A 26738-nucleotide genomic window follows, 5' to 3' on the forward strand; every position below is an offset into this window, starting at 1 on the left:
AGAACGCCTCTTCAAGGGATATGGAAATCGATTTTCGTCCGCTACCGTTCGTCCAACTTCAGTTGTTCGCGTAGATAGCGCGGGCGGTTGGTGATAATAGCATGAACACCCAGGTCCACCATTCGTTGCGCGGCGACAGGGTCGTCTACGGTCCAGACATTGACTTGATAGCCGTGCGCCCGCGCCCAGGCCATGTAAGCGTCGTCCACCAGCTTGTAATCGGGGTGGATGGCTTCGAGCGCGAGCCAGTGGTGGGCGGCGCGCAGCCAGCGGGTGTGATGCAGCAGGGCGATAGGCGTGGTGCGGGTGAGGTGCCGACGGGCGCGGCGGACGCAGGCGGGATGGAAGGAGGAGATGAGGACGCGGCTTTCCAGATGGTAGGCGGCGATGCGGTCGGCGACGGCGGCTTCCAGCCCGCGGTCGCGCAGCGAGTACAGTTTCAATTCCACGTTGTAGAGCAGGCTGGGGCCAAATGTGAGGAAAACGTCGTCCAGGGTGGGCACGTCCAGGGCTTCCAGTTCGGCGGCGGTGCGGGCGGCGACGGGGCCGGTGGCGGCGGTGGTGCGGTCGAGGGTGTCGTCATGGATGACGACGGGGATGCCATCGGCGGAGAGCATTACGTCGAGTTCGATGCCGTGCGCGCCTTGCTCCTGGGCCAGGGCAAAGGCGGCGAGGCTGTTTTCCGGGGCGTCGGCGCTGGCGCCGCGATGCCCGATGATCAGGGGGGAAGGGAGATGGAGCCAATCAGTCATGCCGGCATTTTCCCACGCCCCCCCCTATAAGTCAACGAAATAGGAATCCGCCGCCCGATCCAGCAGATCCTTCGTCAACTGCGGCTCCGTTCCCACATAACTGGCAATGTCCAGAATCTGGTCCAACAAATCGCGCGGATGATTGGCCCGCAGCTTGCGATTCTTCTTGATGTAATACTCTTGCAGCAAATACCGCACCGCCTGCTCGTCGTAAGCAATGTTGCGATGCGTGCAGACACGGCGGAAAATCTCGCGGAAATTGTCGAAAGAAGGGGACGAAATCTCAATTTTGTGGCGGATGCGGCGCAAAAACGCCTCATCCACCAGATCACGCGGCGGCAGATTGGTGGAGAAAACAATCAGTAGCTCAAACGGAACCTCAATTTTGCGCCCGGTCGCCAGAGAGAGAAAGTCCACATTCTTCTCCATGGGCACAATCCACCGGTTTAGCAGGTCGCGGGGGCGAATCTGCTGCCGTCCGAAGTCGTCAATGAGGAACATGCCCCCGTTTGCCTTCATCTGGAATGGGGCCTCATAATACTTGTTGGTGGCGTCGTAGGAAAGCTCCAGCCCGGCCAGGGTTAGTTCGCCGCCGACCATGATCACGGGGCGCTTGATGCGCAGCCAGCGGGCGTCGGCGCGGAAGCCGGAGAGACTGCTGTCGCTTTCCGGTTCATCGGCGATGATGTGGTTGATTTCGTCGTAGACCTTGACGATTTGGCCGTCCACTTCCACGGCGTAGGGGATGTACATTTCGCTGCCCAGAACCATGCGCCCCACGCTTTCGGCGATGGTGGTTTTGCCGTTGCCGGGTGGTCCGTAGAGGAAGATAGATTTGCCGGAGTTGACGGCGGGGCCGATTTTGGCGAAGATGCGCTCATCCAGCACGAGGTGGGAGAGCGCCTGGCGCATCATGCGCAAATTGACGCGCAGGCGGCCCGTGCCTTGATGCCGGATGGCGGTGATGTAGTCATCCCAGGGAACGGGGGCGGCTCCGACGTAGCTGGTGCGCTCCATTTGTTCGCGTGCGCGCGCCGCGCCTTTGGAGGTGATCACATATTGGTAGGCCCCCGCGCCCAGGCCGCCGGAGCCTTTCACTTCGCATAGTTGTTCGCGTTTGAGGTAGTCCATGACGGGGCCGACGACGGTGACGAAGGGGAGCCTGATCTGCTCGGCGACGGCGTAGCCGGTGACCTGTCCCTTGAGGTACATGATCTTCAAGGCCATGTCGGCGATGAAGATGAGAGTGAGGCCGGTGTCTTCGATGCCGCGAATGGGGGGTGGTTGCCAGACGCTGGGGAAGTCACCGTTGACGGTTCGGGTGGTCATGTTTGTTGTTTTTCTCCGTGGGGTAAGCGAAAATGCCGGCACGTACACAACACTGGCACCGAGTCAGCAAGATGATTCTAACACAGAGGATGGCAAAAATACGTGGGAAAGAAGTAACTATCCGCTTCCACCCGACCTCCCCCACCTTCCCTACCTTCCCGGAAACGTGATCCACCACACGCCATAACCTGAAGGTGGTTTCCGGGAAGGTTTAGCCCTTCCCGTTTTGCCCGATCTCATGCACTTTGATCAGGTTTGTTTGTCCCGTTTGCCCAAAGGGAATCCCCGCCGTAATGACGATTTTGTCCCCCTCGTTGAAGCCCATGGTGCGCACAGCGGCCACGGTTGCCGTGAGCATGGCGTCCGTGTCCTGGTAATAGTCGCCAATCAGCCGGCACTCTACTCCCCAAACCAGCGCCAGTCGTCGTTGCGTTGCCGGCAGCGGTGTCACGGCTATCACCCTGCGTACCGGGCGGTGGCGGGCGATTTGTCGCGCCGTATACCCGGATAGGGTGGAGGTGACAATGGCCTGCACGTCGATTTCCTCGGCGATGGCGCAGCTTGCGGCGCTGATCGCTTCCGTGACGCTGGCGTCTTTGGTGATGCTTTGGCGACGGCGCTGTCGCCACAGTTCATACGGGAAAGCCTGCTCTGTGATGTCCCCGATTTGCCGCATCATGCGCACTGCTTCCACGGGAAAGCTGCCGCTGGCCGTTTCGCCGGACAACATGACGGCGTCCGTGCCGTCGAGGATGGCGTTGGCGACGTCGCTGGCTTCGGCGCGTGTAGGGCGGGGGTGTTCGACCATGGATTGTAGCATTTGGGTGGCCGTGATCACGGGAATGCCGGCATAATTGCAGCAGTTGATGATCCGTTTTTGCAGCATGGGGATTTCCTGCGGCGGCATATCAATGCCCAGGTCGCCGCGAGCCACCATCATGCCGTTCGCCACATCCCGAATCGTCTCCAGGTTCTCGATAGCTTCGCTCTTCTCAATTTTGGCGATGATGGGGATATTCTTATCTCGCTGCCTCATCCGTTCGCGCAATTCCAGCACGTCATCGGCGCTGCGCACGAAGGAGAGGGCCACGAAATCCAGGTCCATGTCACAGATAAAGTCGAGGTCTTCCTTATCCTTGTCCGTGATGCTGGGAACAGGGAGGAAGGTCCCCGGGACGTTCACGCCTTTGCGCGATTCCAGCAGCCCGGCTACGGCAACGGAGGTGACGAGTACATCACTTCGCTTTTCCGTAACGACGAACTCCACTTCCCCGTCGCCAATGACCATGCGTGCGCCTGGCCTGACGGCGGCGATCAGCTCCGGGTGGGGCAAATAAATCATGTTTGGCTGACCGCGCAAGGGAGTAAAGATGATCTCGTCCCCCAGGGACAGGGGAATACCACCGGTACGCACGTTGCCCAGACGTAGTTTGGGGCCTTGCAGGTCGCCGAGGATGGCCAGGACTTTGCCTTCTTCCGCGGCTACCTGGCGCAGGCGCTGGATGGTCTGGGCGTGGGATTCATGACTTCCATGGGAGAAATTCACGCGGGCAACGTTCATGCCGGCATGTAACATCTTCCGCATCACGTCCACGCTATTAGAGGCCGGCCCTATCGTGGCAACAATCTTCGTCCGTGACATACGTCTCTCAACGGCGGACGTTCAGTAAGTAACCCGCCGGGCAAAAACACACGAATTCCAAAAACCATGCGTTGGCGATTCACCAACGGCTGCTCAATTTCAACTGGAATCATGAGCAGGGCATGTACCTTTAACTGGCGTCTGGCGAAATCTACATATGGTGGCCGCAGTCGCGGCTTTAGCCGGCTCAAACCGCCATATATGGTCCGGCTGAGTCGCCACTCCAAAAACGCCAGTCTCCAGCACTTTTAATTAAAACCCCTCCGGCGGCAAAAGTTGCACCCTTCAGCAAACGGCCGCGTATCCTCAAGGAGCGGAAATCAAATAAGATGACGAAGTCATTTCCTTACCGCTCCTTCAAACTGGCGATGCAATGCACATCTTATTTCATCGCCAGTCCTAGGGGTTCGTGCAAAGTCAACTTTGAACTATCCGACAAGCAAGGACCCTTCCGGCGCATCCGTTGTTTCCAATCTTGTCTTGAAAACAGATGCGCCATAAGGACCGGTCCGACCCCATTGCGTTTTCTTATTCCTTCGGGTGCTGATGGCCGCCGTCATGCCGCAAGCGGCAGAAGGGTTCAGCTCCTGGCCACATGCGTGTGGTTGTTATCTGGCGGCGCCGCCGTTATCGTGATCAGAATTTCATCCTGCGCATCCTTCTGCGCCACCACCGTGATCCGTTCGTTGGCGCGGAAGTGCTTTTCCACCCACAGTTGGGCGCTGCTGCCCAGCACAATACGCGCCTGGTTACTGGGGACCAGGCGCCACACGGCGCTCTTCGTATCCAACTTGTCCCCGTATTTCACCTGTACAGGTCGCGTTTCTGTGCGTGCATTAAGGGCAAAGAAGGGCCAATGTTCTGGCGTCAGGTTGATGAACCCACGACGGATATGCAGCGGTTTCAATTCGCTCACATAAACGAACTCGTCCAGAGACTGCACGGCGGTTAATGCTTCCGTGGGCGTCTCCGCCACGGTCAACGCCTCCACCGGCGGCTTGGGCGCGGGAGCCGGTCCGCTCGGAGAAGCCGCCTTCTGTGTCTGCCCCGCGAGAAGTTTTGCCAGTGGCATGAGCGCATCCAGCTTCTGTGTCACCACGCGGATGACTTTCGTTCCCATGATGGCGACCTGTTCCGAAGGCATACGTAACCCCACCGTCAGCGGCGTCACCCATTGCGGTTCGTTATTTAGATAGGCAGCACGCTCCAGCACGGTTTCCGCCACTTCCATGGAGAATGCGCCCACGTTATCTTTGAACAAATCCTGATAGAAAGAACGCTCCCCCGTGTCCTCGTCCGTTATCTGCATCTGGCGCAGATTCATCTCCCAGGTAGGATCCATGCGGGCCAGCGTCTGATACCATGTGCGCGGTGTCGCTTCCGCCTTCTTGAAGGCTTTTGCCAGCAATTTCTTGTTCGTGAGATTGAGGACGATCTGGAGGCTAAGGGGACGTGCGTAGAAGGTGATGTACAAATCAGACTCAATGTCCTCTCTAGCTGCCAGGTAGACGGTCTTGGCGGCGCGATCCACGCCCGCGAAGGGAAAGAGGGTGCGGATTTCGTGCGGCAAATGGGCGTGGAGGCGATGAATGAATAAATCCAACTGCGACATGGCAAATTGGAGGGCCTGTTCTTCACCTGCCCAGCCAAAGGCGCTGAAAACAGGCATAGTCAGGCCGTTGAAAGTCGTTTGTTGCGGTACCATAGTTAATAAACCTCGTGATCGTAATGGCTCGTGCTGCCCGCCCGGCTGGGCGATCCGATTCGGGCGAGCCACGAGGCACGCCTATTTTGAAGAAGTCGGGACCTGTTCTGTCGCGCTGGCGTTTGCGCCCGAGAGCGGCGCGCGGAAGCGCTGCTGGTAACGTCCGCTGTGATGGCACAGTGGTTGATGACAACGGGTGGTCAGGTTGCTTTAGGGGATGGTTGCAAGCAGCCTGTAAGAATGGAAAGGAAGCGTCCTCGCTGCCAGGACACGTGCTTGAGAACCTGTCAGGTCTTACCCGCGCTAATGGTCGCTTCTCTGGTAAGTCCGGCAGGCCCACCCAAATAGTTGCCCTGGTATATTTGAGGAAACGCAACCAGCATTGCTCCCTATATTATCCCGTTATGTGGAATACGTAAAGTGTTCGACCGGGATGCGAGCAGAATTGACGTTTCCTCGCCGTGTCAGGCGCGGAAAATGGTAACCGGCAGGTCGTGGACGGAAAAGAGGATGTGGGTGTTAACCGTTGTGCCGATAGGCACGGCGGGACAGCAACCGTGCCTATCGGAAAAAGACAGCAGGGTTACTTGATGCGGTAGCCCCCGTCTTCGTTGTTGAATATCCAGGCCACCACGGCTCCAATTTCAATAGTGTCCGTCAGGTATGTTTTCGTGGTGATGGAGGATGTGCCACGGGTGTGTAGCATATGCTGGCTGCGGCGCATGAGTTGGAAGCGGTTTTGCCAGGCGGCAAAATTGCTGGGACGCAAGTCAACCCAGCCCTTGCGCGCCCATAGGTTCACGTCATTTTCATCGATGGGCAGTTCAAAGTAGATGCTTTCCGGGATGTTTAGACGGGGACCGCGTAGCAGCAGTTTGCCATCTGGGGACAGGATGGGCACGCCAATGGAGGTGATGGTGGTGCGCAGGGTTTCCTGGTCCAGCAGATACTGGTAGATGCATTCGGAAATATCGCTAACGGGTGTTTGGATGACTTCGCGCAATGTGCCGTAGTTGCATTTGAGCAGATAGGCTTCATAGAGTAGTTTGGAGAGTTCGGGCGGGCCGAGTTGCCCCAGGGCAACGCTGTGGCTTTCCGTTTCTTCTTCCAGGCGGGCGAGTTTGTCCAGGGCGGCTTGCCGCAGCACGCCCGCGCGGTAACTGGGGTTCATGATGCTGCCGTCAATGCCGGCAATGACATCATACCCCGTGTTGCTTCCCTTAATCTCCAAGACCGCCTGCTGCGCAATCTCCTCCGGCGTGACAAACTCCATCTGGTTAATATGCGTGATCGTCTCAAACTCGCCCCGCGCAAACCGCCCATTCTCCCCTGTATCCACCACCGCCATGCGCAACTTATCCAGCCGCTCGTACTGGTTCTCATCGCCGCGCAGCACCAGCGTGCCATTCAGCGGCGCGGCGACACTCTGGTAGCGGAACTGCGGCAGCCCGCGCCGTTTGACCGTGTTGTAGGTAACACGGCGGTAGCCAATCATGGCTCCTGGCTTAATCTCCTTCACCAGTGGCCCGTTTGGCGTGCGCGCCATCAGAAACATCAGGCCCGTGTGGGCGAAGGCCAGCGCGTTCTTATTCATCAACTGGAAGCTGGGCTTGTCTTCACTGTGCGTATAAGGGATGTTCAGCCCCATGCCACCCGTACCCGTCGTGCCCACCTTCAGATAGAGGCGTGTTTCCACTTCGCACATAGCCCGATGCAGAAGTTGCACATGACGGATGAGCTGGCTGGTGGATTGGGAAATAAGCAGTTGGCTCACGTTCCGCTCAAGCTGCTTACCGACCTCCTTCAACCCTCCCAGGTCTTGATGATCAACCGCCTGCCTCAGGTCACTGAGGAGGTCGTGCGTCTGCTTGCACAGGCTCTCCACGTCCTGGTAGCTGATCGCCGTTGCCGTGTTGATGCAGTCTACCAGCACATGCGGGCGATATTGCCGCACCAGCCGCGCCAGCGCCGACCGCTCGTATGCACCTTCGATGCCGCCGAACAAATCCTCATAAATCATTTCCACCCGCGACTGTGATTGCAGCAGGCGGCGGCGACGCTCCAGCTTAAACGATTCGCGCAGGAACAGGTCGCCCCACGCGCCGACAAAATTAATATGCGGGAACTCCCGGCGCGCGTCGTGCAAAAACTCCCGCACCTCACCGCGAAATAGGCTGGCGACAATGATAGTGGCCGGCTCCAGCTCGCGCGCAATCGTGCGCACAATCTGCGACCCCACCAGGCCCGCCCCGCCCAGAACCAAAATGCGCTCATCACTCTTCATGGGTTGGGATACTCCGAATAAGTTGTTAATGCGAGAATTCAGTGAATGGGTGAATGGCTAACGAGGCCGGTCATCACGCAACATTAGCCATGCACCCAATCAACCGTTAATTATTTTCCAGTTCGACGGCGAGGGCGACCGCTTCGCCGCCGCCGAGGCAGAGGGAAGCCACGCCGCGCTTCAGGCCACGCTGGCGCAGGGCGTGCAGCAGCGTCACCAGGATGCGCCCGCCGCTGGCCCCAATGGGATGCCCCAGCGCCACCGCGCCGCCGTGTACGTTCACCTTCGCCCAATCCCAGTTGTACCCTTTTTGCCCCAGTTCCACTCCGTTTGCCAACGCCTGCGCCGCAAACGCCTCATTGACCTCGAACAGGTCTACGTCTGCCATTTGCCAGCCAATTTTGTCCAGCAACCGGGGAATGGCGCGCGCGGGCGCGGCAAAAATCCATTGCGGCGGCACGGCGGCGTGGGTGTAGCCGACGATGCGCGCCAGCGGAGCCAGCCCTTGCCGTTCCGCCTCCACCCGACTGGTGACGACCAGCGCCGCCGCGCCATCGTTCAGACCGGGCGCGTTGCCCGCCGTCACCTGGCCGTCCGCCTCAAATGCGGGGCGCAGTCTGCCCAGCGAGGCCAGATCAGTCGTCATGGTGTAGCCGCTGTTGCTGAAGGTGGCGCGAATGGGTTCGTCCACATCCACGATGGTCACGCCTTTGCGCCCCTTGATTTCCACGGGCGTGATTTCGGCGCGGAAGTGGCCGGCGGCGGTGGCGGCGGCGGCTTTTTCGTGACTGTTGACGGCGAACTGGTCCATTTCCTCGCGCGTGACTTCAAACTGACGAGCGATGAATTCGGCGGCGTTGCCCATGGCCCAATCCTGGAAGGCGCACCACAGCCCGTCGCCCAGCACGGTGTCCACGACTTCGGCGTGGCCGTAGCGCAGCCCCTGGCGGGCTTTGGGCAGCAGGTAGGGGGCCTGGGACATGCTTTCCATGCCACCGGCAACGAAGACGTCCGCTTCCGCGGCGGCGATGGCGTTGGCCGCCAGCATGACGGCTTTCAGGCCGGAGCCGCAGACTTTGTTTACGCTGGCCGCGCCGACGGTGTCGGGCAGCCCGCCACCGAGGGCGGCCTGGCGCGCGGGGGCCTGGCCTAGTCCGGCGGAGATGACGTTGCCCAGGATGACTTCGTAGACGGTGGCCGGGTCAATGCCTGATTGGGCGACGGCTGCTTTGATGGCGATGGCTCCGAGGGTGGTTGCCGGCATTTCTCCCAGCGCCCCCATAAACTTACCAATTGGCGTGCGCGTCGCGCTCAGAATAACCGCGTCACGCGCCCCGTTTCCATTTTCATGCGTGCTCATGATGTAGACTCCTTGGGAAGTAGTGAATAGTGGGAAGTGGATAGTGGTCAGTGGATAGTTGGTGGTTGACGGTTGGTAGTTTTCCGTTGACGGTTTACCCTCCCTATTATACTCGCCCCACGCCACTTGCCACCCGCCCCTCGCCCCTCCCTCACTCCTCGTGCCGCAGGCGCAGCAAAAAATCAACCGATTTCAGATTTCGTTCCAGCAGGTAGATGAGGTAGAAGTGCATCGCCCCTTCCAGTTCCAGGTGCAGCGTATCCTTCAACTTCAGCACGCGCACCGTGTCCCAGGGGCGCGTTTGCAGGTAGCGCAGCACCTTCACGGCCACGGCGCTGACGGGGCGGGCGCGACGGTCCGCCTGCCCCTGACCGGGGGCGATCAGGCCGCCCAGTTCTGGGCTGAGGTATTGGTCTTGCTCCTGGATGGGCGCGCCGGAGACGACGCACTGGAACAACTGTGGCTGGTAGCCCACCTGTGACAACAGCCGCAGTTCGTAATAACGGGCCGCCAGGCGCAAATCGTCGGCGTCGCATAGCCGGCCCAGCGTATCCCGCAGCAGGTCGTACAGCGAGATGTGCTTGTCCTCCTCGGGCGTGAAGCGGTCCAGGAGTTCCACGGCGTAGGCGGCGTAGGTGGTACGCATCAAGTTTTGGCGTAGCGGCTCATACGTTTCCACGACTTCCGCCTGGGTGATGATGTCCAGGTCGCGCCCTTTGGCGATGAAGAAGTTGGTGCGCATGAACAGCTCCACGTGGCCTGTTTTGCGGCTTTGTGGCTTGCGCGCGCCTTTGGCGATCGCCCGGATTTTGCCGTAGTCGCGGCTGTAGAGGGTGAGGAGCCGGTCGGCTTCGGCGAAGTCGCCACGACGCAGGACGATGGCTTCGGTACGGTAGGTTTTTTCGCGGCTCATGGTGGCAAAGGGAGAAATGAGAAGATGGAAGGTGGGCGTTAGGGTAGGTGTTCGGGGCCGAAGCGGTCGGGGAGGAGGGCGTGGAGGGTGGTCTGGCGCACGAGGCTGTTTTCGTCGCAGAGGAAGATGGGGATGTCGGTGCGGGCGAATTCGTTCATGACTTGCCGGCATGCGCCGCAGGGTGAGCCGCCGCTACTGGTGCTGACGGCCAGGGCTTTGATTTCGCGCGCGCCGTTGGCGACCATTTTGACGATGGCGCTGCGTTCGGCGCAGATGGTGAGGCCGAAGGAGGCGTTTTCCACGTTGACGCCGGTGTAGATGTGGCCGTCGGCGGCCAGCAGCGCCGCGCCGACGAGGTAATGGGAGTAGGGGGCGTAGGCCAAATGCCGGCATTCCCGTGCCGCCATCACCAAAGCCTCCCGTTGTTCCGCGCTAATTTCCATCATCTCTCATCCTCTTACATGCGTAAACGGGCCGATCCGCGCGCCTGCCGGCAGCGTCGCCCCTTCCACCACCGCCTGCTCAATGTGGCAACCATCTCCCACCGTCGCCTGGCGCAAAGTCACATTGGGGCCAATCACGCAGTCTGCGCCCACCACCGTGCGCCCCTGCAAATAGCAGTCCGGCCAGATAACGGTATCCTGCCCAATGGTCACGTCCGCCTCAATGTACGTCCGCTCCGGGTCCATCAGCGTCACGCCCGCCGCCAGCCAGCGGTTGTTGTGCCGCCGCTGAAACGCCTTTTCCACCGCCACCATTTCCGCCCGCGTGCCCGCGCCCAGGCATTCATCCTCGTCCGCGGCCACGATGGCCCGCACCTGCCGCCCCTGGCTTACGGCCATGCCCACCAGGTCGGTGAGGTAATACTCCGGGCCGGAGCGCGCCTGGCGCAGCGGCAGAGCGCCTACATTATCCCATAGCCAATCCGCCGCGAAGCAGTAGACGCCCACGTTTAGCTCCGGGATGGCCAGCAGTTCCGCCGCGTTTGGGCGTTGCCGCGCCGCCGCCACCTCCACGATCTCGGCCACGGACCCGTCGGGGCGGCGCAGAATGCGGCCAAAGGTGGAAGTCGGTGGCCCCATCACCGTTAACATGCTGATGGCCACGCCAGATTCCGTCTGCATTTCTGTTTGCAATTGGGCCAGTTGGCGCATGGTGTCCGCCGTCAGCAGGGGCATGTCGCCATAGGTGACGAGGACCTGGTCGGCCTGGCCGCGCAGGTGGGGCGCGGCCATTTGCGCCGCGTGCCCCGTGCCCAGCCGCTGTGCCTGGTGGACGTAGGTGGCGTGGTTGCCGAATAATGCCGGCACGCCCCTTTCCGCCGGCGCGATGACGACAACGGGGGGCAGGTCGGCGACCTGGCAGGCGGCGTCAAAGACATGCTGGATCATCGGCTTGCCGCCGACGTGGTGCAGGATTTTTTGCTTCTTGGAGTTCATGCGCGTGCCGTGCCCGGCGGCCAGCAGCACAACAGCCAGTGTCACTGTTTACCCCCTTTATTTGACGCGAAAGGTAACTACCTGGCCCGTTGCCGGCGCTTGTCGAAGGCAATAGGGGCTGCGACAAGCTCAGCCCACAAGAGGGGTGGTCGTCACCGCGAAAGGACCGTTCAGCGAATTGTCCTACGGAATCGCGCTTTGTGGCAAAAACAAAAAGGGGCACAGTTGCCTGTGCCCTTTTTTAGGCTGGGGCGGAAGGATTCGAACCTACGAATGGCGGATTCAAAGTCCGCTGCCTTACCACTTGGCGACGCCCCAACGATAGGCGGATTTTATCTGAATGCGGCTGTTTTAGCAATAGGGCAGAATTGTTCTTGATGGGGCAGGGCCAAATGCCGGCACGGTATGCCGGCCAATTCCGGGTCTTTGTGTACCAGAAAGGCATCCTGTTGCATGGCGGCAGTGGCAATCCAGGGGGTATTCATATCTTCCTGGAAGGTCACTGCTGAGCCAGATTGGACCAATTTTCTTTGAGTGCGTGAAATTGGTCCAATCTAGCCAAAACGTTGCATCTATGAAGGGTTTCATCATCACGCAAGGTGAGCAATGCCGAGGTGCCAGGCAGATAACGTTTCATTGGCGCGCCTGGTCTTGTTGGCGTTCGGCCAACAGCCGCTCAACCACGCCGCCTTGTCCCTGTCCGCAAATGGCGGCAACCGGGTCGCGTGGCGGGATTGCCTACTGGCTGAGGGTGGCGGTGGAGAAGACGACCTCGAAGGGCTGGCAGTAGATGATGACGCTGTTGTAGATGCCCAGGTCGGTGTCGGCGGGGATTTCGTAGTTTTGGTTGCCCACGTTTCCTTTTAACTCTCCCAGGTCGAGGAACTGCCCCATGTTTTCCGTGCCGGTTGGTTTGGCTCCGTTCGCCAGCAGCACGTGCAGGTCGGGGCCGTTGGTGACGCGGAAATCTTCCAGGCGCAGCAGCAGGCTGCCGTCGGCGGCGCGGTAGATGGTGGCTGTGCCGGAGCCGCTGTGGAATTCGTCGGCGTCCACGAACCGCCCGGTACGGAGAACGGCGGCCTGGTTGGCGGATGCCGGCATTTCTTCTTCCATTACCTTATCCGGTTCCCCGGCCAGCTCCGCCACCGACGCCTCCGCCATCGCCTTGCGCGCCTCTTCGGCAATCTGCGCCAGTTCCTCATCCGACGGCGCTTCTATCAACTCCTGCAAGCCGACCACCTCCTGCGGCAGCGCTTCATTCACGGTTTTGTTAATAAACAGCGGCGAAGCCAGATACCAACCCACGCTCAGGACCAGCAACAGGCCAATCGAAACAATGGCGATACGGATGGGACGACGATTCATGAGAAAACTCCTTTTCGGTTGATGGTTGGCAGTTGATCGTTAATGGTTGGTGGCTGTCCGCAAATAATCTCGCGGAAAGGTGCGCACAACTTGTCAGTAACCGTCCGCAAGCGTACGAAGTTATTTTCGGACGGTTACTTGGTATGGTAGACAACAACACTTGCGCGAATCTTGGCAGTTGATTACGGGATGCTTACACATTTTCGTGGTTGCGTTGATTATAGCGGGTTGCTCCCATACGCAAAGGTGGCGCGGCGGGGCAACTGGCCTACAATACGCCCTCATGAAGTCACGCTATTTGCTTGGGCTGCTGTTGGCGGCGTTGTTTTGGGGGGTGGGATGCCGGCATTCTCCCGCCACCACACGCTCCCAATTCCCCCCCATCCTTTCCCCCGCCGCGTCGCCCACCGCCACCCTGCTCCCGCCCGCCTTAACCCGCCTGCCCACGCGCACCCCCCCGCCGCCCACCCCCCCCGCCACCCCACCCCCGACCTTCACGCCCAGCCCCTCCCCCACGCCGACACCCGCCTTTGACATCGCGCTGGGACTATCTCCTGCCGGCAATCCACTAACCGCACACGTCGTCGGCGAGGGACCGCTGAAGGTCGTCATCGTCGGCCAGGGCACTGACTTGCCCGCCCGACTCCTCGATCACTTCCGCGCCCACCCCCGCCAGGTCCCGCCGACCATCAGCCTGTGGATTGTGCCCGAATTCAACCCGGATGGGGCGGTTAGCGGCCAACATGTGAATGCCGCCGGCGTTGATCTGTACCGCAATGCGGACACGCGCGACGATCACTGCGGCGGCAATACGTGGACGCCCGACCCGGACCGGCTGCCGGCGGGCAGTGGCGGCGCGTACCCGTTTTCCGCGCCGGAGAGCCAGGCGCTGCGCCGGTTTGTGGCCGATGCCGGCATTGTCTTGTTCTATCAGCAAGTTACCCTCTACAGTGACGTGGCGCAGGTTTCGCCGGATAGCTGCCGGCAATTCGCGCCGAATGCCGCTCTCGCCAGCCTGCTCACCGGCACCGGCCACTACGCCAGCGCCCCCGACTACGGGCTGAGCGGCAACTGGGTGGATTACCTGTCGGCGCAGGGCATCGCCGGCGTTCGCGTCAAAATTCCGCCCACCCGCCCCGATGATTGGGCGTCCGATTTGCTGGGCGTGCAGCGGGTGCTGGCGCTGGTGGACGACATCGTGGGCGCGGAAGCGGCTAATCAGGGGGCGTCCTTTGTCTGGTTGGAAGATGCCGGCATAAATGAATGGCAGTTCGCGCCGCGCACCCTCATCCACCCCCTGGCCCTCGCCGTGCTGGAAAACACCCTCTACCTGCTGGACAGCGGGCGCGTGCTGGCCCTGGACCTGGACACGCCCGCGCCGCCCCGAATCCTGCTCGCCCCTGGCGATCAGGTTGAGAATACGCGCGTCCTGGAGCCACTCGATCTGGCCGCCGCCGGCCCGGATGTGCTTGTGCTGGACCGCGCCGGTGATGTGTACCGGTATGATCGCCGCGCCGTGGCCTGGCATCTGGAACGCAGCGACCGCCACAACGAAGCGGAATTGTCCGACTATTTTGTGGCTTTGGCTGCGAACGCGGACACCCGTTTCCTGTTGGAGAGCAATTACGAATACATTCGCCGCTATCAGGCGGACGGGTTCGACGCCGCCTGGCTCATCCCCGACAACCATGACGTAGACCTGGATGCCGCCGGGGAGGCCGTTTATCTGCTGTCACAGGAAAAAGACGACATCGCCGGTCGCCTGCTGCGCTATCAGTTGGCGGGTGCGGATGTCAGCCTTAGCCGCGCCTTCCGCCCGGCGGTGACGTTGCTGCGCCCGCGCCAGGTGGCGGCGACTGCGACCACAGTCTACGTGCTGGACGAAGGGGGGCGGCGGCTGTTGTCGCTGGACCCCGCGCAAGGCCAATTGCAGACTGTCTGGCAGCGCCGGGATGCCCGGCCGATGACGGCTCTCTGGGCGGATGCGGCGGGCGGGCGTCTGATTGTGGCGGGACGGGATCGTCTCTGGTTTTATGGAATGCCGGCAGAAACCACAAACATACAGCCCGGCGCAACGGTAACGGAGACACTCCACGATGCCGGCTTCCTGGCGCAAATGAACGGTTGGCTCATCCCCATTGGCGGCTCCGATCTGCCCGCGCGCGACCTGCAAATGCCCGGCGCGCCACGCCATTATCGCCTGGGCATCCACGAGGGGGTCGATTTCTATTGGCAGCCGGGCACGCTCGTGCGCGCGGCGGCAAGCGGGCGCGTCATCCGGGCAATGACCGATTACGTGCCCGCGGGCTACGCGGAATTGACCGCCTGGCGCGCCGAAACGTTGCAGCTTGGTTACACATCCGCGGCGGCGCTGGACGGTTATCGCGGGCAGCAGGTGTGGATTGAACACGAAAACGGGCTGGTGACGCGGTACGCGCACCTCAGCCAGATTGCGCCGGGCATTGAAATGGGCGTGACCGTGACGCGGGGGCAAGTTATCGGCGCGGTGGGCAACAGCGGCTCGCCCGCCTCGCTCATCAGCCCAGAGGAAGACGCCCATCTCCATTTTGAGGTCTGGCTAGGGGATCAATATCTGGGCCAGTTCCTGCGCCCCGTGGAAATTCGGGAGTGGTTGCGGACGATATTTATGGCTCAATAAGAGGGCGCGGCCCGGCATCCCATTCCGCCCGTTCAATGGCATAATAATGCACGTCCCACCAGCGCCCTTTGGCGAACTGGTACTGATACAACGTCGTGCGGCGACGCAGCCCGGCCTTTTCCAGCACATGCGCGGAAGCCGTATTGGCGATGTCGCAAGTGGCATAGATGCGCGCCAGTTCCAATTGCGCGAAGCCGGCGTGCAGCAGGGCGCGGGCGATTTCCGTGGCGTATCCATATCCCCAGGCGGCCTGTGCCAGAATGTACCCCAGGTCGCCTTCTCGCCCATCATCGCTCAGGGTCAGATCGCAGCCACCGATGAGAACGCCATCCGCCTGGCGCACGGCGCCGATTTCCCAGATGAGGCGCGGCTGTTGGCGCTGGCTCTCTAACAACGCCAGCAAGTAGTCATATGTCTCCATCTGATCGCGCGGACTGTAGAGCATGAAACGGTTGACGAGCGGATCGACGGCGTAGGCAGAGATGGCATCGAAGTCGGCGAGGACGAAGTCGCGCAGGAGCAATCTTTCAGTGTACAGGGGAAGGGAGAGAGAAGGCATGGGGAAGGCAAAAGGGGGAGGCCCGACGGTTGAAAGAGCGGGATTCAGTCGTGGAAGCGGGCGAGCAGAATGTTCAAGGCTTCCTGGCGTTGGTGACGGGTGCGTTCCGTCTCCCAGAGCGTGGCGGGTGCGCCGCGCTGCGTGCATTCCGTCGCGGTGAGGGGGCAGCGTTCGCAGGTTTCGTTGATGATGCGCGTGGGGATGGTCGTGTCCGCGAGGAAGCGTATTTTGTTGCCCAACATGTCATCAACACGGAAGCCGACGATGACGCTGCTGTTGACGCCGGGCGAGAGCGCCAGCGGGCGGGAGAAGCCAATACAGAGGAATTTTTCTCCGGACTCCAGAAATTGCGATACTTGCACGCCGGCGTGAGATGCGGAACCGTTTCCTGCTGGCTCAAGCTCTTGCAGCAGCCGCACGGTGAGCCAGCGACGGCAGAAATGTTCGCGCGAGCTGATCCCGGGGGGCAAGGGAAGCCGGTTCATATTCAACTGCTTCACCAGGCGATAGCGGTCATCCACATCGTGCATGCGCAGAAAGTGGAGGGCGACGCCAAAAAACTGGGGGATGAGTTCGCTGAAACGGTACAACAGCATTTCCGGCGTTACGTCGTAGCGGCGCAGCATTTCGTGCAACGTGTGCGGCTGCCACGTGGGCGCGGCGAAAAAGGCTTCCAGGTCGTTGACCAGCATCTGGCGGGGCATGAGGAGCGCGCCGGCGAAGTAGGAAGCCTGGAAGTCGTTGAAGACTTGTTCGTAGGATTCGACGCGGTCGGGGGAGGAGGTGTTGGCGCGGTCTTTGAGGGCGAATACCTGGTAGCCGATTTCCCGCGCCAGCAAGAACTTGATTTGCGCTTCGTGTAAGGCGCGGTTGATGAGTAGATGTGGCCGACTCCCGTCAACAAAGATAGAGCGATAGCTTTGTAGTGGTTTGGTTTGCTCCAGGATTTTGTCATCCAGCGTGTAGCGGAATTCCTGCTGTAGGAGAGCTTGCAGACGGGGCAGGGGGATGGGGATTTGCTCGTGCAGCCCGCGCGCCTGGGCGAATTCGGCGACGGCATCTTCCCAGGCGGGAAAGTAGTTGTCGTTTAGCTCCTGGTAGGAGCGTAAGGCGGCGCGGAGGAAGTGTTCTTCTTCCATGTTGTGCTGGCGGGCCATGTCGGCGATGGCGTGGAGGAGGGCGCTGGCTTTTTCTGGGGTGCTGGTGACGAGGTCCACCAGGTCACTGACGTCTACGCCAAATTCGGCGAAGGGGAATTGGCGAAAGAGGGGGGAAGTGAGGGCTTCCATAAGGTGGGCGAGGTTGCGGTCCAGTTTGATGGAGACGAGTTCGTCGTAGTTGATGCCCAGTACTTGGGCGATGCGCAGGATTTTGTCCGGCTTGGGGTATTTGCGCCCTTTTTCGATCTCGGCGAGATAGGAGGCGGAGATGGGGACGCGCGCGGCGAGTTCCGCCTGGGTGATGTTGGCTCTGGCCCGCGCCTGCCGTACTTTGATGCCGAAAATGATGTTTACCAGGTCCACATTCATGCCAGAAGTTTAGCGAAATTTCGTTTTATGCCAATGAGAGGTTCCGGGACAGCTCACGTCACACATCGGGGGGGGGCGGAGGGATGGAAACAGGGGGCGTTGTTTTCATGGAGACGGGCTACTCTTGGCCATTGGCTTGCATCGTCTTGGGCGGAATAGCAGACCTCATCGCAACCAGAGCATGGGATCGAAGCTAAACTGGCCGCGCCTGATTTCGAAGTAAAGTTGTGGCTCGTCGTTGAAGAGAGACTGTCCAGTGTGTCCGATAATGGCGCCTTGTTCGATTTGTTGCCCACAATGGGTTAGAACCTGGGCCAGATGCGCGTAGAGTGTTTGCCAGCCATCGCCGTGGGCGAGGATGATTAGATTTCCGGTTCCTGTTGTGGAGAAGCCTGCCCAGACGACGGTACCTGTTTGGGCGGCGTGAACGTCTGTGCCGGTTGGGGCGGGGATGTCTATTCCTGTGTGGCCTGGCCTGAAGGTGCGGCGCAGTTTGGCTTCCTGGATGTGGATGGGCCACATCGGGGGGCCTGGGCGACCTACTCCGTCAACCAGGGGGCAGTAGCCTGTATCGTATTGGCCGGGTGTTTGCCAGAGGTCGGATGCGGTGGGGAGGGAGCTTGTAAGTGGGTTCAGGTCCAGGAGACGGATGTTAAATGGCTTTTGTAGGGGGGAGGCGCTCGGGAAGAATAGTTTTTGTCCGGGGTGTAGGGGTTCGGATGCCGGCATTCCCGTCCACTCAACTATCTCCGAATCCGGTATGCCATACCAGTCAGCCAACATTTCCACGGTGACCTTGCTTTCAATATCCTCGTCTTGCAGGATATAGAGGGTTCCGTCGCCAGGGGGGATGCGCAGGATTGTTGGGGCGGATGGGGTGTTGTTGTTTGCCAAAATGCCGGCATTGGCCTCGCGAATTGTCTGTGGAAGTAAACGGAATTTCGCGGCAAGGCAGGCCAGGTCTTCACCTGCCCGGACCGTGTAGCTGATTACGCGCGCACGTGGCGCGGTTTGCGGTGTGCAATCCGCGCCGGTGGGTGCGTCACCTGTTGGCGGAAAGGGAACAGGCGTGTCAACCGGTGTGGGCGCGGATGCGGGCGCGGCGGGGGGAAAGCTGTTTTGTATCCCAGGTAGTGACGTGACCGTGGGTACGAGTGGGGCATAAGTGGGCAGGGGGTCTGTGTTCAGGGTCAGGCAGGCGGATAGAATGCCGGCACACGACAGTGATAGCAAAACTCCCATGACGCGAGAAACGGGAAGGAACCGATTGGCTCTAGATTTCATGTGTCGTGGAATTGGCTTCTGCTTGTGCTGAAAGGGTTCGGACTTTCCGGATAAGCCAAAGTCAATTATGCGCGAACCCTTATGAGCCAGGAAGCCACGCCAGAGGATCGTAATTAAAGCCGCCTAACTGAACCTCAAAATGCAGATGCGGCCAGCTAACGCCGCCCGTTTGCCCACTCAGACCTATCGTGCTGCCCTTTGCCACCGCCTGTCCACAACTGACAAAGACCTCACTCAAGTGGACGTAATAGGTTTGCCATGTATTCCCGTGTGCCAGGACAATGATATTTCCTCCTCCTCTGGCGTTGAATCCGGCCCAGACGACCACGCCCGTTTCGGCGGCAAAGACGGGCGTCCCCGTCGGCGCGTCAAGGTCAATGGCCGCATGGCCGGGGCGGAATCCACGATCCTCACGAATGGCGCGGCTGTCGATGGGCCACACCAATGACCCGGACCAGCCATAGCCATCGACCAAATCGCAATAACCGGTATCAAAGACACTTCTTTGCCCGACCCACAGGTAGTTGCTGGGACGTACGGCTCCCGGTGGGGGCGCACCCGCGGGGGGCGTGTAGCTGCTGCCACCAACGGGGGAAGGGGTTGTCGGAGACGGTGGTTGGGGTAACTCCAGCACAGTCGAGGCATCGGAAACCGGCGTGGGATTGGCGGCTATATACGAAGCCCAGGCCGCGGCGTCAAAGTCACCCGCCTGTGGGTCCGCGCCGCGGATATACAAATCTGTTCCGGGGGTGGTTATGTTAATGACTTGTTCGCCTTGCCAATTCAAGACGTTTTCTGGGCTGACATAATACCATCCGGCAATATCTGATAGGAGTGAGCTATATGCCAGGTCTTCTTCCGTGACGGAATACACGACCCCATCGGCAGGAAGGATGCGCAGTTGTGCTCCGGCAACGATGTCATCTTCCAGGGTCAACTGACGATTCGCATGACGAATGGTGGACATCTGTAATTCAAACTTGAGCGCCAGGCAGGCCAATCCCTCACCACTTTGCACGGTGTAGGTGATAACGCCCGTGCGTTCGGCGGTGGGCCGGCAGTCTGGAACAACGCCAGTTGGGGAAGGAATTTCCAGGATAATGCCGGCCTGTACCAGATCAAGGTTTTCCAGGTCGATCTGGGTGGCGTTTGTTCGGGCCAATTCCTCCAAACTGATTCTATTGTCATACCATGCAACAATGTCTAAGAGTCTGTCTCCGGGCTGTACCTCGTAGGCGCCGAAAGGCATTTTCAATTCTTGACCGACGACGATTATGTCGTCCGGTTCCAGTCCGTTGACGTGTTGCAGCAGGGGAACGGTAATGTCGTATTGCGCGGCAATTGACGAGAGGGTATCGCCGGGCCTTACCTTGTACGTGGGCATTGGTTGTGGTCCGACGGGCTGCGAAGGGGAAGGAATGAGTAGTCGATCATCTGGGTAGATGAGGGCATCCTCCCCGAGATTGTTTGCCGCCAGCAGTTCTTGCACGGTAATACCGAACTTGTATGCAATACTACTGGGGCTTTCTCCCGGCAAGACGGTGTAGGCGAACATTTCCGGTGTTGACGTGCTGACGGGTGCTGTATCCGGCAATGATGTTGGCGCGAAAGTGACGGTGGTGCTGGGGTAGGTTTGGGTGATGGGGGATGCCGGCATTTCCACACGCTGCGTTGGGGCAACCGATGGAGGTGGCATCTCCGTGGGCACAAAAGCCGTGGCCTCCAATGACGGCAAAGGCTCATTTTGCCAGACAGGCAGGTGATTGCAGGCTGAAACGAAGAGAGATGTGAAAAGGAGAAGGAGAAACAATCCGCCGCCGCGACGTGCCATCCCGGAAAGCATGGTGGGTAGAGGTTTGGGTGGAAGAATCGTCTGAGGTCTTTTCTTAATCGTCATTTGATGCGTTTTGAGCACAGCGAAAGCCGATGCTATCGTCTGTTACTACAGGATCAACACCGATACGAAAGGTAGTGCCGGCAAAATTACCTGTATCGTACCATGATCCACCACGCACGACCTTTTGCGTTCCCGTGATGGGTCCTCGCGGATACGCGGTGGGCGAATGTGCATAGTAGTCCGGTGCATACCAGTCATTGACCCACTCCCAAACATTGCCGGCCATATCATAGGCTCCCATCGGACTACGGCCCGACTCATACCGACCAATGGGGGCAATTGTAGCATAGCCATCATCATAGTTTGCGTTTGCCTGCGACTCCTGGCACTGGTTGTCACAGAAATTTAAGTTTTCACCGGCAAACGCATTTCCCCATGGATATTGAAACTTCTCTTCCGTATCTGGATTCCACCCGGCGGCCATTTCCCACTCCGCCTCATCAGGCAAGCGAGCATCGCGCCATTGACAATAAGCTGCCGCGCCATACCAACTGACATTGTTAATCGGATATTTCCATAGAGAAGGAGGGACCTGATATTGTCCATCAAGAACAAAAACCGGGCTTTTATCAAGTGAGAAACAATCCTGGCCCAGGCAATTTCCCTCTTGCCTGCCGGCATCGTTTAAGAATTGCAAGAATGCCTCATAGGTGACTTCATATTGGTCAATGTAGAAGGCGTTCAACAACACCAAATGTGTCGGCTCCGCATTGCTAAACCAGGCACGTTGGCAGCCACGCCGGAATGTTTGGCACTCTTGGTACCGTTCACCGGCCGCCGCGCCCAGGGGAAAAAAGCCTCCTGGCACGTATATCATCCGTGGCTGTCTGGCCTTATTGCCGTCTGGGGTTTCCGTTGGCTGCGTAACTTCCGGCGTGATAGGGGCTGCCGTTGGTTGTGGAGAAGATCGTAAATTGGGGGTAGGCGTCATCGTTGGCGTGGGCGTGACAGGCACCGCCGTTGGCGTGCTGCTATGCGTTGCCGTTACCCGGACGACAACTTGCGCCACCGGCGTGGTTTCCCCTGCCGGAGCATATTGCTGCTGGCCGCAAGAAACCAGCACAAGGATGTAAAGCATTAACCAGGGGCCGGATAAATAGGTGTGAGGTAATCGGTGTGGCATGTTATTCACGTTGTCGGCCTGTCAAAACAGGCTCCATGCACCGGGGCGCATAATAAAAATCGCGGGTTAGTTTACGGCTAACCCGCGATCTATTTGCTTGAGGCAAGGATGTGACTTATCCAACACCCTCATGCCCTCGAGTCTGGTTTTTTAACGGGACTCGGTTCGATCCCAGTAGATGTCCCCATCATGCAGATGTCCATCTTCAAGCGTGCTGCCATCGGCGGCAACGATGGAGATATCATCAAACGTGAAGAGCGTCCAATAGTTGAAGTGGCTGAATTTGTGACCGGCTTTGATGTGCAGATACTGGCCGGGTTCGATGTGGACCGTCTCGCTGCGAGCGATGTAGGCGCAGGCCTGGTCCTCGTTGTGACAGGGAATCGTGCCGCCGGACCAGGGCGTAATGACCAGTTCGCGCCATTCGGATACGCTGTCGGGGTCCTTGCTGTCGCCAAGCCCGTACCAGGCCACGGAGTTGTAAGCGGATTCCGTGAAGCGCAGATTCAATGCATCAAAGAACCAGTACTCACCCCACATCGTGCCGTGAATAGTCACCCAATAGTCTCCCGCTTCGGGAAGCAAGTCCAGTTCTTGGGAAGCGCCAACGTAGAAAGAGCCACTGCCGCCAACATTACGGACAAACATGCCCAGTCCATAATTCGCGTTTTCCGAACCGGGTATTGCCAGGTCTTCCTGGGCCAGATGTGCTTTTTCCCAACCAGCACCATACGGATCGGACCATACGTTCCAGTTCTCAGGCGCGTTATTAACCCAAAAGGAAAAATCGCCATTGCGGATCAGGCTGCCTCTTTCGCCGGCAACGACATCATAACCGTCTGCCATTGTGTCATCGTAGCTGACTACGGAGAAATCGTCTATGCCGGCAAACGCCGTACTGGCAAATACAGCGGCCAAAACCAGGCTAACAATCAGCACAATACTTGAACGTTTCATTGTACAAACCTCCTATCGTGTGTTACCCAAAGTTGAGCAAAAGGATTACTTATCTGATTCAGTTGTGATTCAGTAACTGGAACAATACGAATATGCCACCTCCCTGGCTATGTTTATTCAAATTGTCTCGAATGTCCGAATTCGCCCTATGGAACCGAACGACAGAACAGGCGAATGAGACATTTGCATAAACTAATGGCTTGGTCCCTCACGATTTGGGGGAATTATAGGTTGTTCCCTACTATGCGTCAACAATAAAACGACAAATATGCTGCAATAATCGTGAAATAAACGATATTATTTGTCTATTCTTCGCATTTCTTGCGCTAAATTTGCAGATTTTGGTAAAATTGCTTTTTGCCTATGTATTTTCATGCTTATTATTGTATTTTAGTAAAAGTCACCGTTTCTTCCTTTCGTTTTATGTGTAACCTTCTCCTTCATCGTCTAGTTGCGCCAATTTCCAAACAGTACTCGGTACAGATTTGCGAAATCTGTATACGTCAAACATTTGTGTCCATTCACCATCATTTTCCCGGAAGCGGTTGCCGACAGGGTCGATGGCATCGCCTCGGCGCTGCGCGTCTGGCGACGCCGGGGAGCGTGGTAAGGCTCACCACACAGGGCGCACAACGCCCTCGCGCGGAACAGTATTTGTCCAACGAAAACGACGGTGTGCACAAGAACCCCGCGCCCCCCCGAGTTCCTCACAGGTCTTGACACACTGCGTCATTGTGTTATTATTTTGGCAGCGAATCTTCGCTAAAAGCGCGGCTTCGCAGTTGCGCGAGGCTGTCAGAAACCAGTGCCCGGACTATGCCAGAACATTGGAATAGCTTATGACGACTCCACGTGGTGTTGAGGTGCTGGCTCCTGTGCCGGCATCTTACGGGCACATTCTCTCTCACGATGCATTACAATTCCTTGCCCTGCTGGCCCGTATGTTTGAAAACCGCCGCCAGGGATTACTCGCACAACGGGAAGAACGGCAAGAAGCGTTGAATGCCGGCATCTTCCCCGACTTCCTCCCCCAAACCGCCGCCATCCGCGCCGCCGATTGGACCGTCGCCCCCATCCCCTCCGACCTGCAAGACCGTCGCGTCGAAATCACCGGCCCGCCCGAACGCAAGATGTTGATCAACGCCCTCAACTCCGGCGCCAACGTCTACATGGCCGATTTCGAAGACGCCCACTCCCCCACCTGGGACAACACCCTCCAGGGCCAGATCAACCTGCGCGACGCCGTGCGGCGGGAGATCACCTACACCAACCCCGAAGGCAAGCTCTACCAACTCAACCCACAGACAGCCACCCTCATGGTGCGTCCGCGCGGCTGGCATCTGCACGAAAAGCACCTGCTCGTGGATGACAAACCCATCGCCGCCGGCCTCTTTGACTTTGGCCTCTACTTTTTCCACAACGCCCACGCCCTGCTAGCGCAAGGGACCGGTCCCTATTTCTATCTGCCCAAACTGGAGAATCATCTGGAAGCCCGCCTGTGGAACGATGTCTTCAACCTGGCGCAGGACACGCTGAACATTCCCCGGGGAACCATCCGCGCCACCGTACTGATCGAAAACATCCTCGTCAGCTACGAAATGGACGAGATTCTCTACGAGTTGCGCGACCACTCCGCCGGGCTAAACTGCGGACGTTGGGACTACATCTTCTCCGCCATTCGCAAGTTCCGCCATCATCCCCAATTTACTCTGCCCAACCGCGCCCAGGTGACGATGACAACGCCATTCATGCGCGCCTATTCGCTTCTGCTGATTAAGACCTGTCACCGTCGCGGTATTCACGCCATGGGCGGCATGGCCGCGCAAATTCCCATCAAGGGGGATCCCGGAGCCAACGAAATCGCCCTGAACAAAGTGCGCGCGGACAAGGAACGGGAATCGACTGATGGGCATGATGGCACATGGGTGGCGCATCCCGGCCTGGTGCCTATTGCCAAAGAGGTGTTCGACCGCAATATGCCCACGCCGCACCAGATCGCCCGCTTGCGGGAAGATGTGTGCGTGACAGCGGCGGATTTGCTGCCGCTGGTAAAGGGGAGCATCACGGAAGCGGGGGTGCGGACCAACATTGATGTGGCTTTGCAATATCTGGCTTCCTGGTTGGGGGGAAATGGCTGCGTGCCCATTTACAATTTGATGGAAGACGCGGCGACGGCGGAGATTTCGCGGGCGCAGTTGTGGCAGTGGGTGCATAACGAGGGGGCCTGCCTGGATGATGGTCGCCCCGTAACGGCGGCCCTCTACCGGTCGCTGGTTCCGCGCACGATGGCCATGCTGGCGGAGATGATGGGGGAGGAGGCGTATGATGCCGGCAAATACGACCACGCCCGCCACCTGCTTGATCAACTCGTGCTGGGAGAAACATTCACCGAGTTTCTCACTCTCCCCGCCTACGAATATCTCAACTGACCTTCGCCACCCCCGGCACAACCCCAGGCAAAGGCCGCCAATGGAAATCGCGTTTCGTCTGTCTGTATGGGGGTGTCTGGTCCGGAATGCCGGCATTTCCAACCCCCACGTGATTGTGTTTACCCGCCGCGTCCTCCACAACGGGCGCGACGAGAAAATCAACCGGACTTATTCCGCAAAATGAGATGGAGACTAAAATGAGGAACTATGAATACGCTATTGCCGAGATGAAAATGAACTGGGCACGACTGCCCCGATGGGCCGGCATCCGCCGCCCCTACCAGCCGGAAGACGTGATACGCCTGCGCGGATCATTCAGAATTGAGTACACACTGGCCCGCCTCGGCGCGGAACGACTATGGGAGCTGATGCAGCGGGAGCCGTTCGTGCGCGCCCTGGGAGCCGTCACCGGGAACCAGGCGGTGCAGATGGTGCAGGCCGGCCTACAGGCCATTTACCTTAGCGGCTGGCAGGTGGCCGCCGACGCCAACGACGCGGCGCAAACCTATCCCGACCAGAGCCTCTACCCGGTGGACAGCGCCCCCAACCTGGTGAAACGCCTGAACAACGCCCTGCTGCGCGCCGACCAGATTCACCACATGCAGAATCAAAACGGCATCTACTGGCTGGCCCCCATTTTCGCCGATGCCGAATCGGGCTTCGGCGGTCCGTTAAACACGTATGAGCTGATGAAAGGAATGATTGAGGCGGGCGCGGCTGCCGTCCATTTTGAGGACCAGCTTTCGTCGATGAAGAAGTGCGGGCACATGGGGGGGAAGGTGATTGTGCCGGCATCTGAATTCATCCGCAAACTCGTCGCCGCGCGCCTGGCCGCCGACGTCCTGGACGTGCCCACCATCATCGTTGCCCGCACCGACGCCAACTCCGCCCAACTTCTGCGCAGCGACATAGACGACATTGACCAACCCTTCATCGTCGGTGAGCGTACCTTCGAAGGATACCATCGCATCAACGGTGGCCTGGAAATCGCCATTGCCCGCGGCCTGGCCTACGCCCCCTACGCAGACATGATCTGGTGCGAGACCTCCACCCCCGACCTGGGCGAAGCGCGCGAATTTGCGCAGGCCATCCACGCCGAATATCCGGGCAAATTGCTGGCCTACAACTGCTCCCCCAGCTTCAACTGGCGGCGACATCTCGACCCCGCCACCATCCGCACCTTCCAGGAGCAGCTAGGCGAAATGGGGTACAAATTCCAGTTCGTCACCCTGGCCGGCTTCCACGCTCTGAACATGGGCATGTTCGACCTGGCGCGTCAATACAGCCACGAAGGCATGGCCGCCTACTCCCGCTTGCAGGAGCAGGAGTTCGAGATGCAAAAGGATTATGGCTATAGCGCCATCAAGCACCAGAGCTTTGTCGGCGCGGGTTACTTCGACGAGGTGCAGGAAATTATCTCCGGCGGCGAATCCTCGACGACGGCGTTGGCCGGCTCCACGGAAGAAGCGCAGTTTGTGCCGGCATAACGCCTGACAGGTAAACCATCTTCCC

The 26738-nt window shown here is 59.2% G+C and carries 19 protein-coding genes and 1 tRNA gene; 3 read left to right on the forward strand and 17 right to left on the reverse strand.

All coding sequences use genetic code 11. From position 1 onward, the window contains the following. Nucleotides 1-41: 41 nt before the first annotated feature. From H6650_14425 to H6650_14475, 11 genes are all read right to left on the reverse strand, one after another. Nucleotides 42-752 (reverse strand): glycerophosphodiester phosphodiesterase, encoded by a 711-nt coding sequence (locus H6650_14425; GenBank protein ID MCB8953198.1) that lies wholly within the window; start codon nt 750-752, stop codon nt 42-44. A gap of 24 nt (nt 753-776) precedes the next feature. Next, nucleotides 777-2081, reverse strand: a complete 1305-nt coding sequence (locus tag H6650_14430) for an ATP-binding protein (protein MCB8953199.1) — start codon at nt 2079-2081, stop codon at nt 777-779. A gap of 211 nt (nt 2082-2292) precedes the next feature. Next, complete coding sequence (gene pyk / locus H6650_14435; GenBank protein MCB8953200.1) at nt 2293-3723, reverse strand: pyruvate kinase; 1431 nt, start codon at nt 3721-3723, stop codon at nt 2293-2295. A 580-nt stretch (nt 3724-4303) separates the two neighbouring features. Continuing rightward, nucleotides 4304-5428, reverse strand: coding sequence for a hypothetical protein (locus H6650_14440; GenBank protein MCB8953201.1), 1125 nt, complete (start codon nt 5426-5428; stop codon nt 4304-4306). Between the two features lie 583 nt (nt 5429-6011). Then, a complete protein-coding gene (locus H6650_14445) occupies nt 6012-7712 on the reverse strand; it encodes a hypothetical protein (protein ID MCB8953202.1) in 1701 nt (566 codons plus the stop codon). A gap of 106 nt (nt 7713-7818) precedes the next feature. Beyond that, on the reverse strand, nt 7819-9072 hold the full coding sequence (locus tag H6650_14450) for an acetyl-CoA C-acyltransferase (protein ID MCB8953203.1): 1254 nt from the start codon (nt 9070-9072) through the stop codon (nt 7819-7821). Between the two features lie 151 nt (nt 9073-9223). After that, nucleotides 9224-9985: a DNA repair protein RecO gene (gene recO, locus H6650_14455; GenBank protein ID MCB8953204.1), complete on the reverse strand. Its 762-nt coding sequence runs from the start codon at nt 9983-9985 to the stop codon at nt 9224-9226. A gap of 38 nt (nt 9986-10023) precedes the next feature. After that, nucleotides 10024-10428 (reverse strand): cytidine deaminase, encoded by a 405-nt coding sequence (gene cdd / locus H6650_14460; protein MCB8953205.1) that lies wholly within the window; start codon nt 10426-10428, stop codon nt 10024-10026. A gap of 6 nt (nt 10429-10434) precedes the next feature. Then, the gene (locus H6650_14465; GenBank protein ID MCB8953206.1) at nt 10435-11469 is read right to left on the reverse strand and encodes an NTP transferase domain-containing protein; all 1035 of its coding nucleotides are present in this window, start codon (nt 11467-11469) and stop codon (nt 10435-10437) included. A gap of 201 nt (nt 11470-11670) precedes the next feature. Beyond that, nucleotides 11671-11742 (reverse strand) — tRNA-Gln (locus H6650_14470). A gap of 420 nt (nt 11743-12162) precedes the next feature. Next, nucleotides 12163-12585, reverse strand: coding sequence for a DM13 domain-containing protein (locus H6650_14475; GenBank protein ID MCB8953207.1), 423 nt, complete (start codon nt 12583-12585; stop codon nt 12163-12165). Nucleotides 12586-13072: 487 nt separating this feature from the next. Between H6650_14475 and H6650_14480 the strand changes: the two genes are divergently transcribed. Beyond that, nucleotides 13073-15448, forward strand: coding sequence for a peptidoglycan DD-metalloendopeptidase family protein (locus tag H6650_14480; protein MCB8953208.1), 2376 nt, complete (start codon nt 13073-13075; stop codon nt 15446-15448). Here the strand turns inward: H6650_14480 and H6650_14485 are convergent. From H6650_14485 to H6650_14510, 6 genes are all read right to left on the reverse strand, one after another. Beyond that, nucleotides 15435-16007: a GNAT family N-acetyltransferase gene (locus tag H6650_14485; protein MCB8953209.1), complete on the reverse strand. Its 573-nt coding sequence runs from the start codon at nt 16005-16007 to the stop codon at nt 15435-15437. The genes H6650_14480 and H6650_14485 overlap by 14 nt on opposite strands. A 44-nt stretch (nt 16008-16051) precedes the next feature. Further along, nucleotides 16052-17536, reverse strand: coding sequence for an ImmA/IrrE family metallo-endopeptidase (locus H6650_14490; protein MCB8953210.1), 1485 nt, complete (start codon nt 17534-17536; stop codon nt 16052-16054). Nucleotides 17537-17701: 165 nt separating this feature from the next. After that, nucleotides 17702-18820, reverse strand: coding sequence for a M23 family metallopeptidase (locus H6650_14495; GenBank protein ID MCB8953211.1), 1119 nt, complete (start codon nt 18818-18820; stop codon nt 17702-17704). A 79-nt stretch (nt 18821-18899) separates the two neighbouring features. Then, a complete protein-coding gene (locus H6650_14500) occupies nt 18900-20555 on the reverse strand; it encodes a LysM peptidoglycan-binding domain-containing protein (protein ID MCB8953212.1) in 1656 nt (551 codons plus the stop codon). A gap of 151 nt (nt 20556-20706) precedes the next feature. Further along, the gene (locus tag H6650_14505; GenBank protein ID MCB8953213.1) at nt 20707-21840 is read right to left on the reverse strand and encodes an SUMF1/EgtB/PvdO family nonheme iron enzyme; all 1134 of its coding nucleotides are present in this window, start codon (nt 21838-21840) and stop codon (nt 20707-20709) included. Between the two features lie 150 nt (nt 21841-21990). Further along, complete coding sequence (locus H6650_14510; protein MCB8953214.1) at nt 21991-22797, reverse strand: hypothetical protein; 807 nt, start codon at nt 22795-22797, stop codon at nt 21991-21993. An 839-nt stretch (nt 22798-23636) separates the two neighbouring features. Between H6650_14510 and aceB the strand changes: the two genes are divergently transcribed. Beyond that, nucleotides 23637-25226 carry a malate synthase A gene (aceB, locus tag H6650_14515; GenBank protein MCB8953215.1) on the forward strand — a complete coding sequence of 530 codons (1590 nt, stop codon included), beginning with the start codon at nt 23637-23639 and terminating at the stop codon, nt 25224-25226. Between the two features lie 197 nt (nt 25227-25423). Beyond that, nucleotides 25424-26713 carry an isocitrate lyase gene (aceA, locus tag H6650_14520; GenBank protein ID MCB8953216.1) on the forward strand — a complete coding sequence of 430 codons (1290 nt, stop codon included), beginning with the start codon at nt 25424-25426 and terminating at the stop codon, nt 26711-26713. The last annotated feature ends 25 nt before the right edge of the window (nt 26714-26738 follow it).

The sequence above is a fragment of the Ardenticatenales bacterium genome (assembly GCA_020634515.1).
Taxonomy (GTDB): Bacteria; Chloroflexota; Anaerolineae; order Promineifilales; family Promineifilaceae; genus JAGVTM01.

Bases quoted from the DNA above. Each gene is read 5' to 3' on its own strand.
- H6650_14425 (MCB8953198.1), bottom strand. From the start codon at position 752: ATGACTGATTGGCTCCATCTCCCTTCCCCCCTGATCATCGGGCATCGC.
- H6650_14430 (MCB8953199.1), bottom strand. From the start codon at position 2,081: ATGACCACCCGAACCGTCAACGGTGACTTCCCCAGCGTCTGGCAACCA.
- pyk (MCB8953200.1), bottom strand. From the start codon at position 3,723: ATGTCACGGACGAAGATTGTTGCCACGATAGGGCCGGCCTCTAATAGC.
- H6650_14440 (MCB8953201.1), bottom strand. From the start codon at position 5,428: ATGGTACCGCAACAAACGACTTTCAACGGCCTGACTATGCCTGTTTTC.
- H6650_14445 (MCB8953202.1), bottom strand. From the start codon at position 7,712: ATGAAGAGTGATGAGCGCATTTTGGTTCTGGGCGGGGCGGGCCTGGTG.
- H6650_14450 (MCB8953203.1), bottom strand. From the start codon at position 9,072: ATGAGCACGCATGAAAATGGAAACGGGGCGCGTGACGCGGTTATTCTG.
- recO (MCB8953204.1), bottom strand. From the start codon at position 9,985: ATGAGCCGCGAAAAAACCTACCGTACCGAAGCCATCGTCCTGCGTCGT.
- cdd (MCB8953205.1), bottom strand. From the start codon at position 10,428: ATGGAAATTAGCGCGGAACAACGGGAGGCTTTGGTGATGGCGGCACGG.
- H6650_14475 (MCB8953207.1), bottom strand. From the start codon at position 12,585: ATGGCGGAGGCGTCGGTGGCGGAGCTGGCCGGGGAACCGGATAAGGTA.
- H6650_14480 (MCB8953208.1), top strand. From the start codon at position 13,073: ATGAAGTCACGCTATTTGCTTGGGCTGCTGTTGGCGGCGTTGTTTTGG.
- H6650_14485 (MCB8953209.1), bottom strand. From the start codon at position 16,007: ATGCCTTCTCTCTCCCTTCCCCTGTACACTGAAAGATTGCTCCTGCGC.
- H6650_14490 (MCB8953210.1), bottom strand. From the start codon at position 17,536: ATGAATGTGGACCTGGTAAACATCATTTTCGGCATCAAAGTACGGCAG.
- H6650_14495 (MCB8953211.1), bottom strand. From the start codon at position 18,820: ATGAAATCTAGAGCCAATCGGTTCCTTCCCGTTTCTCGCGTCATGGGA.
- H6650_14505 (MCB8953213.1), bottom strand. From the start codon at position 21,840: ATGCCACACCGATTACCTCACACCTATTTATCCGGCCCCTGGTTAATG.
- H6650_14510 (MCB8953214.1), bottom strand. From the start codon at position 22,797: ATGAAACGTTCAAGTATTGTGCTGATTGTTAGCCTGGTTTTGGCCGCT.
- aceB (MCB8953215.1), top strand. From the start codon at position 23,637: ATGACGACTCCACGTGGTGTTGAGGTGCTGGCTCCTGTGCCGGCATCT.
- aceA (MCB8953216.1), top strand. From the start codon at position 25,424: ATGAGGAACTATGAATACGCTATTGCCGAGATGAAAATGAACTGGGCA.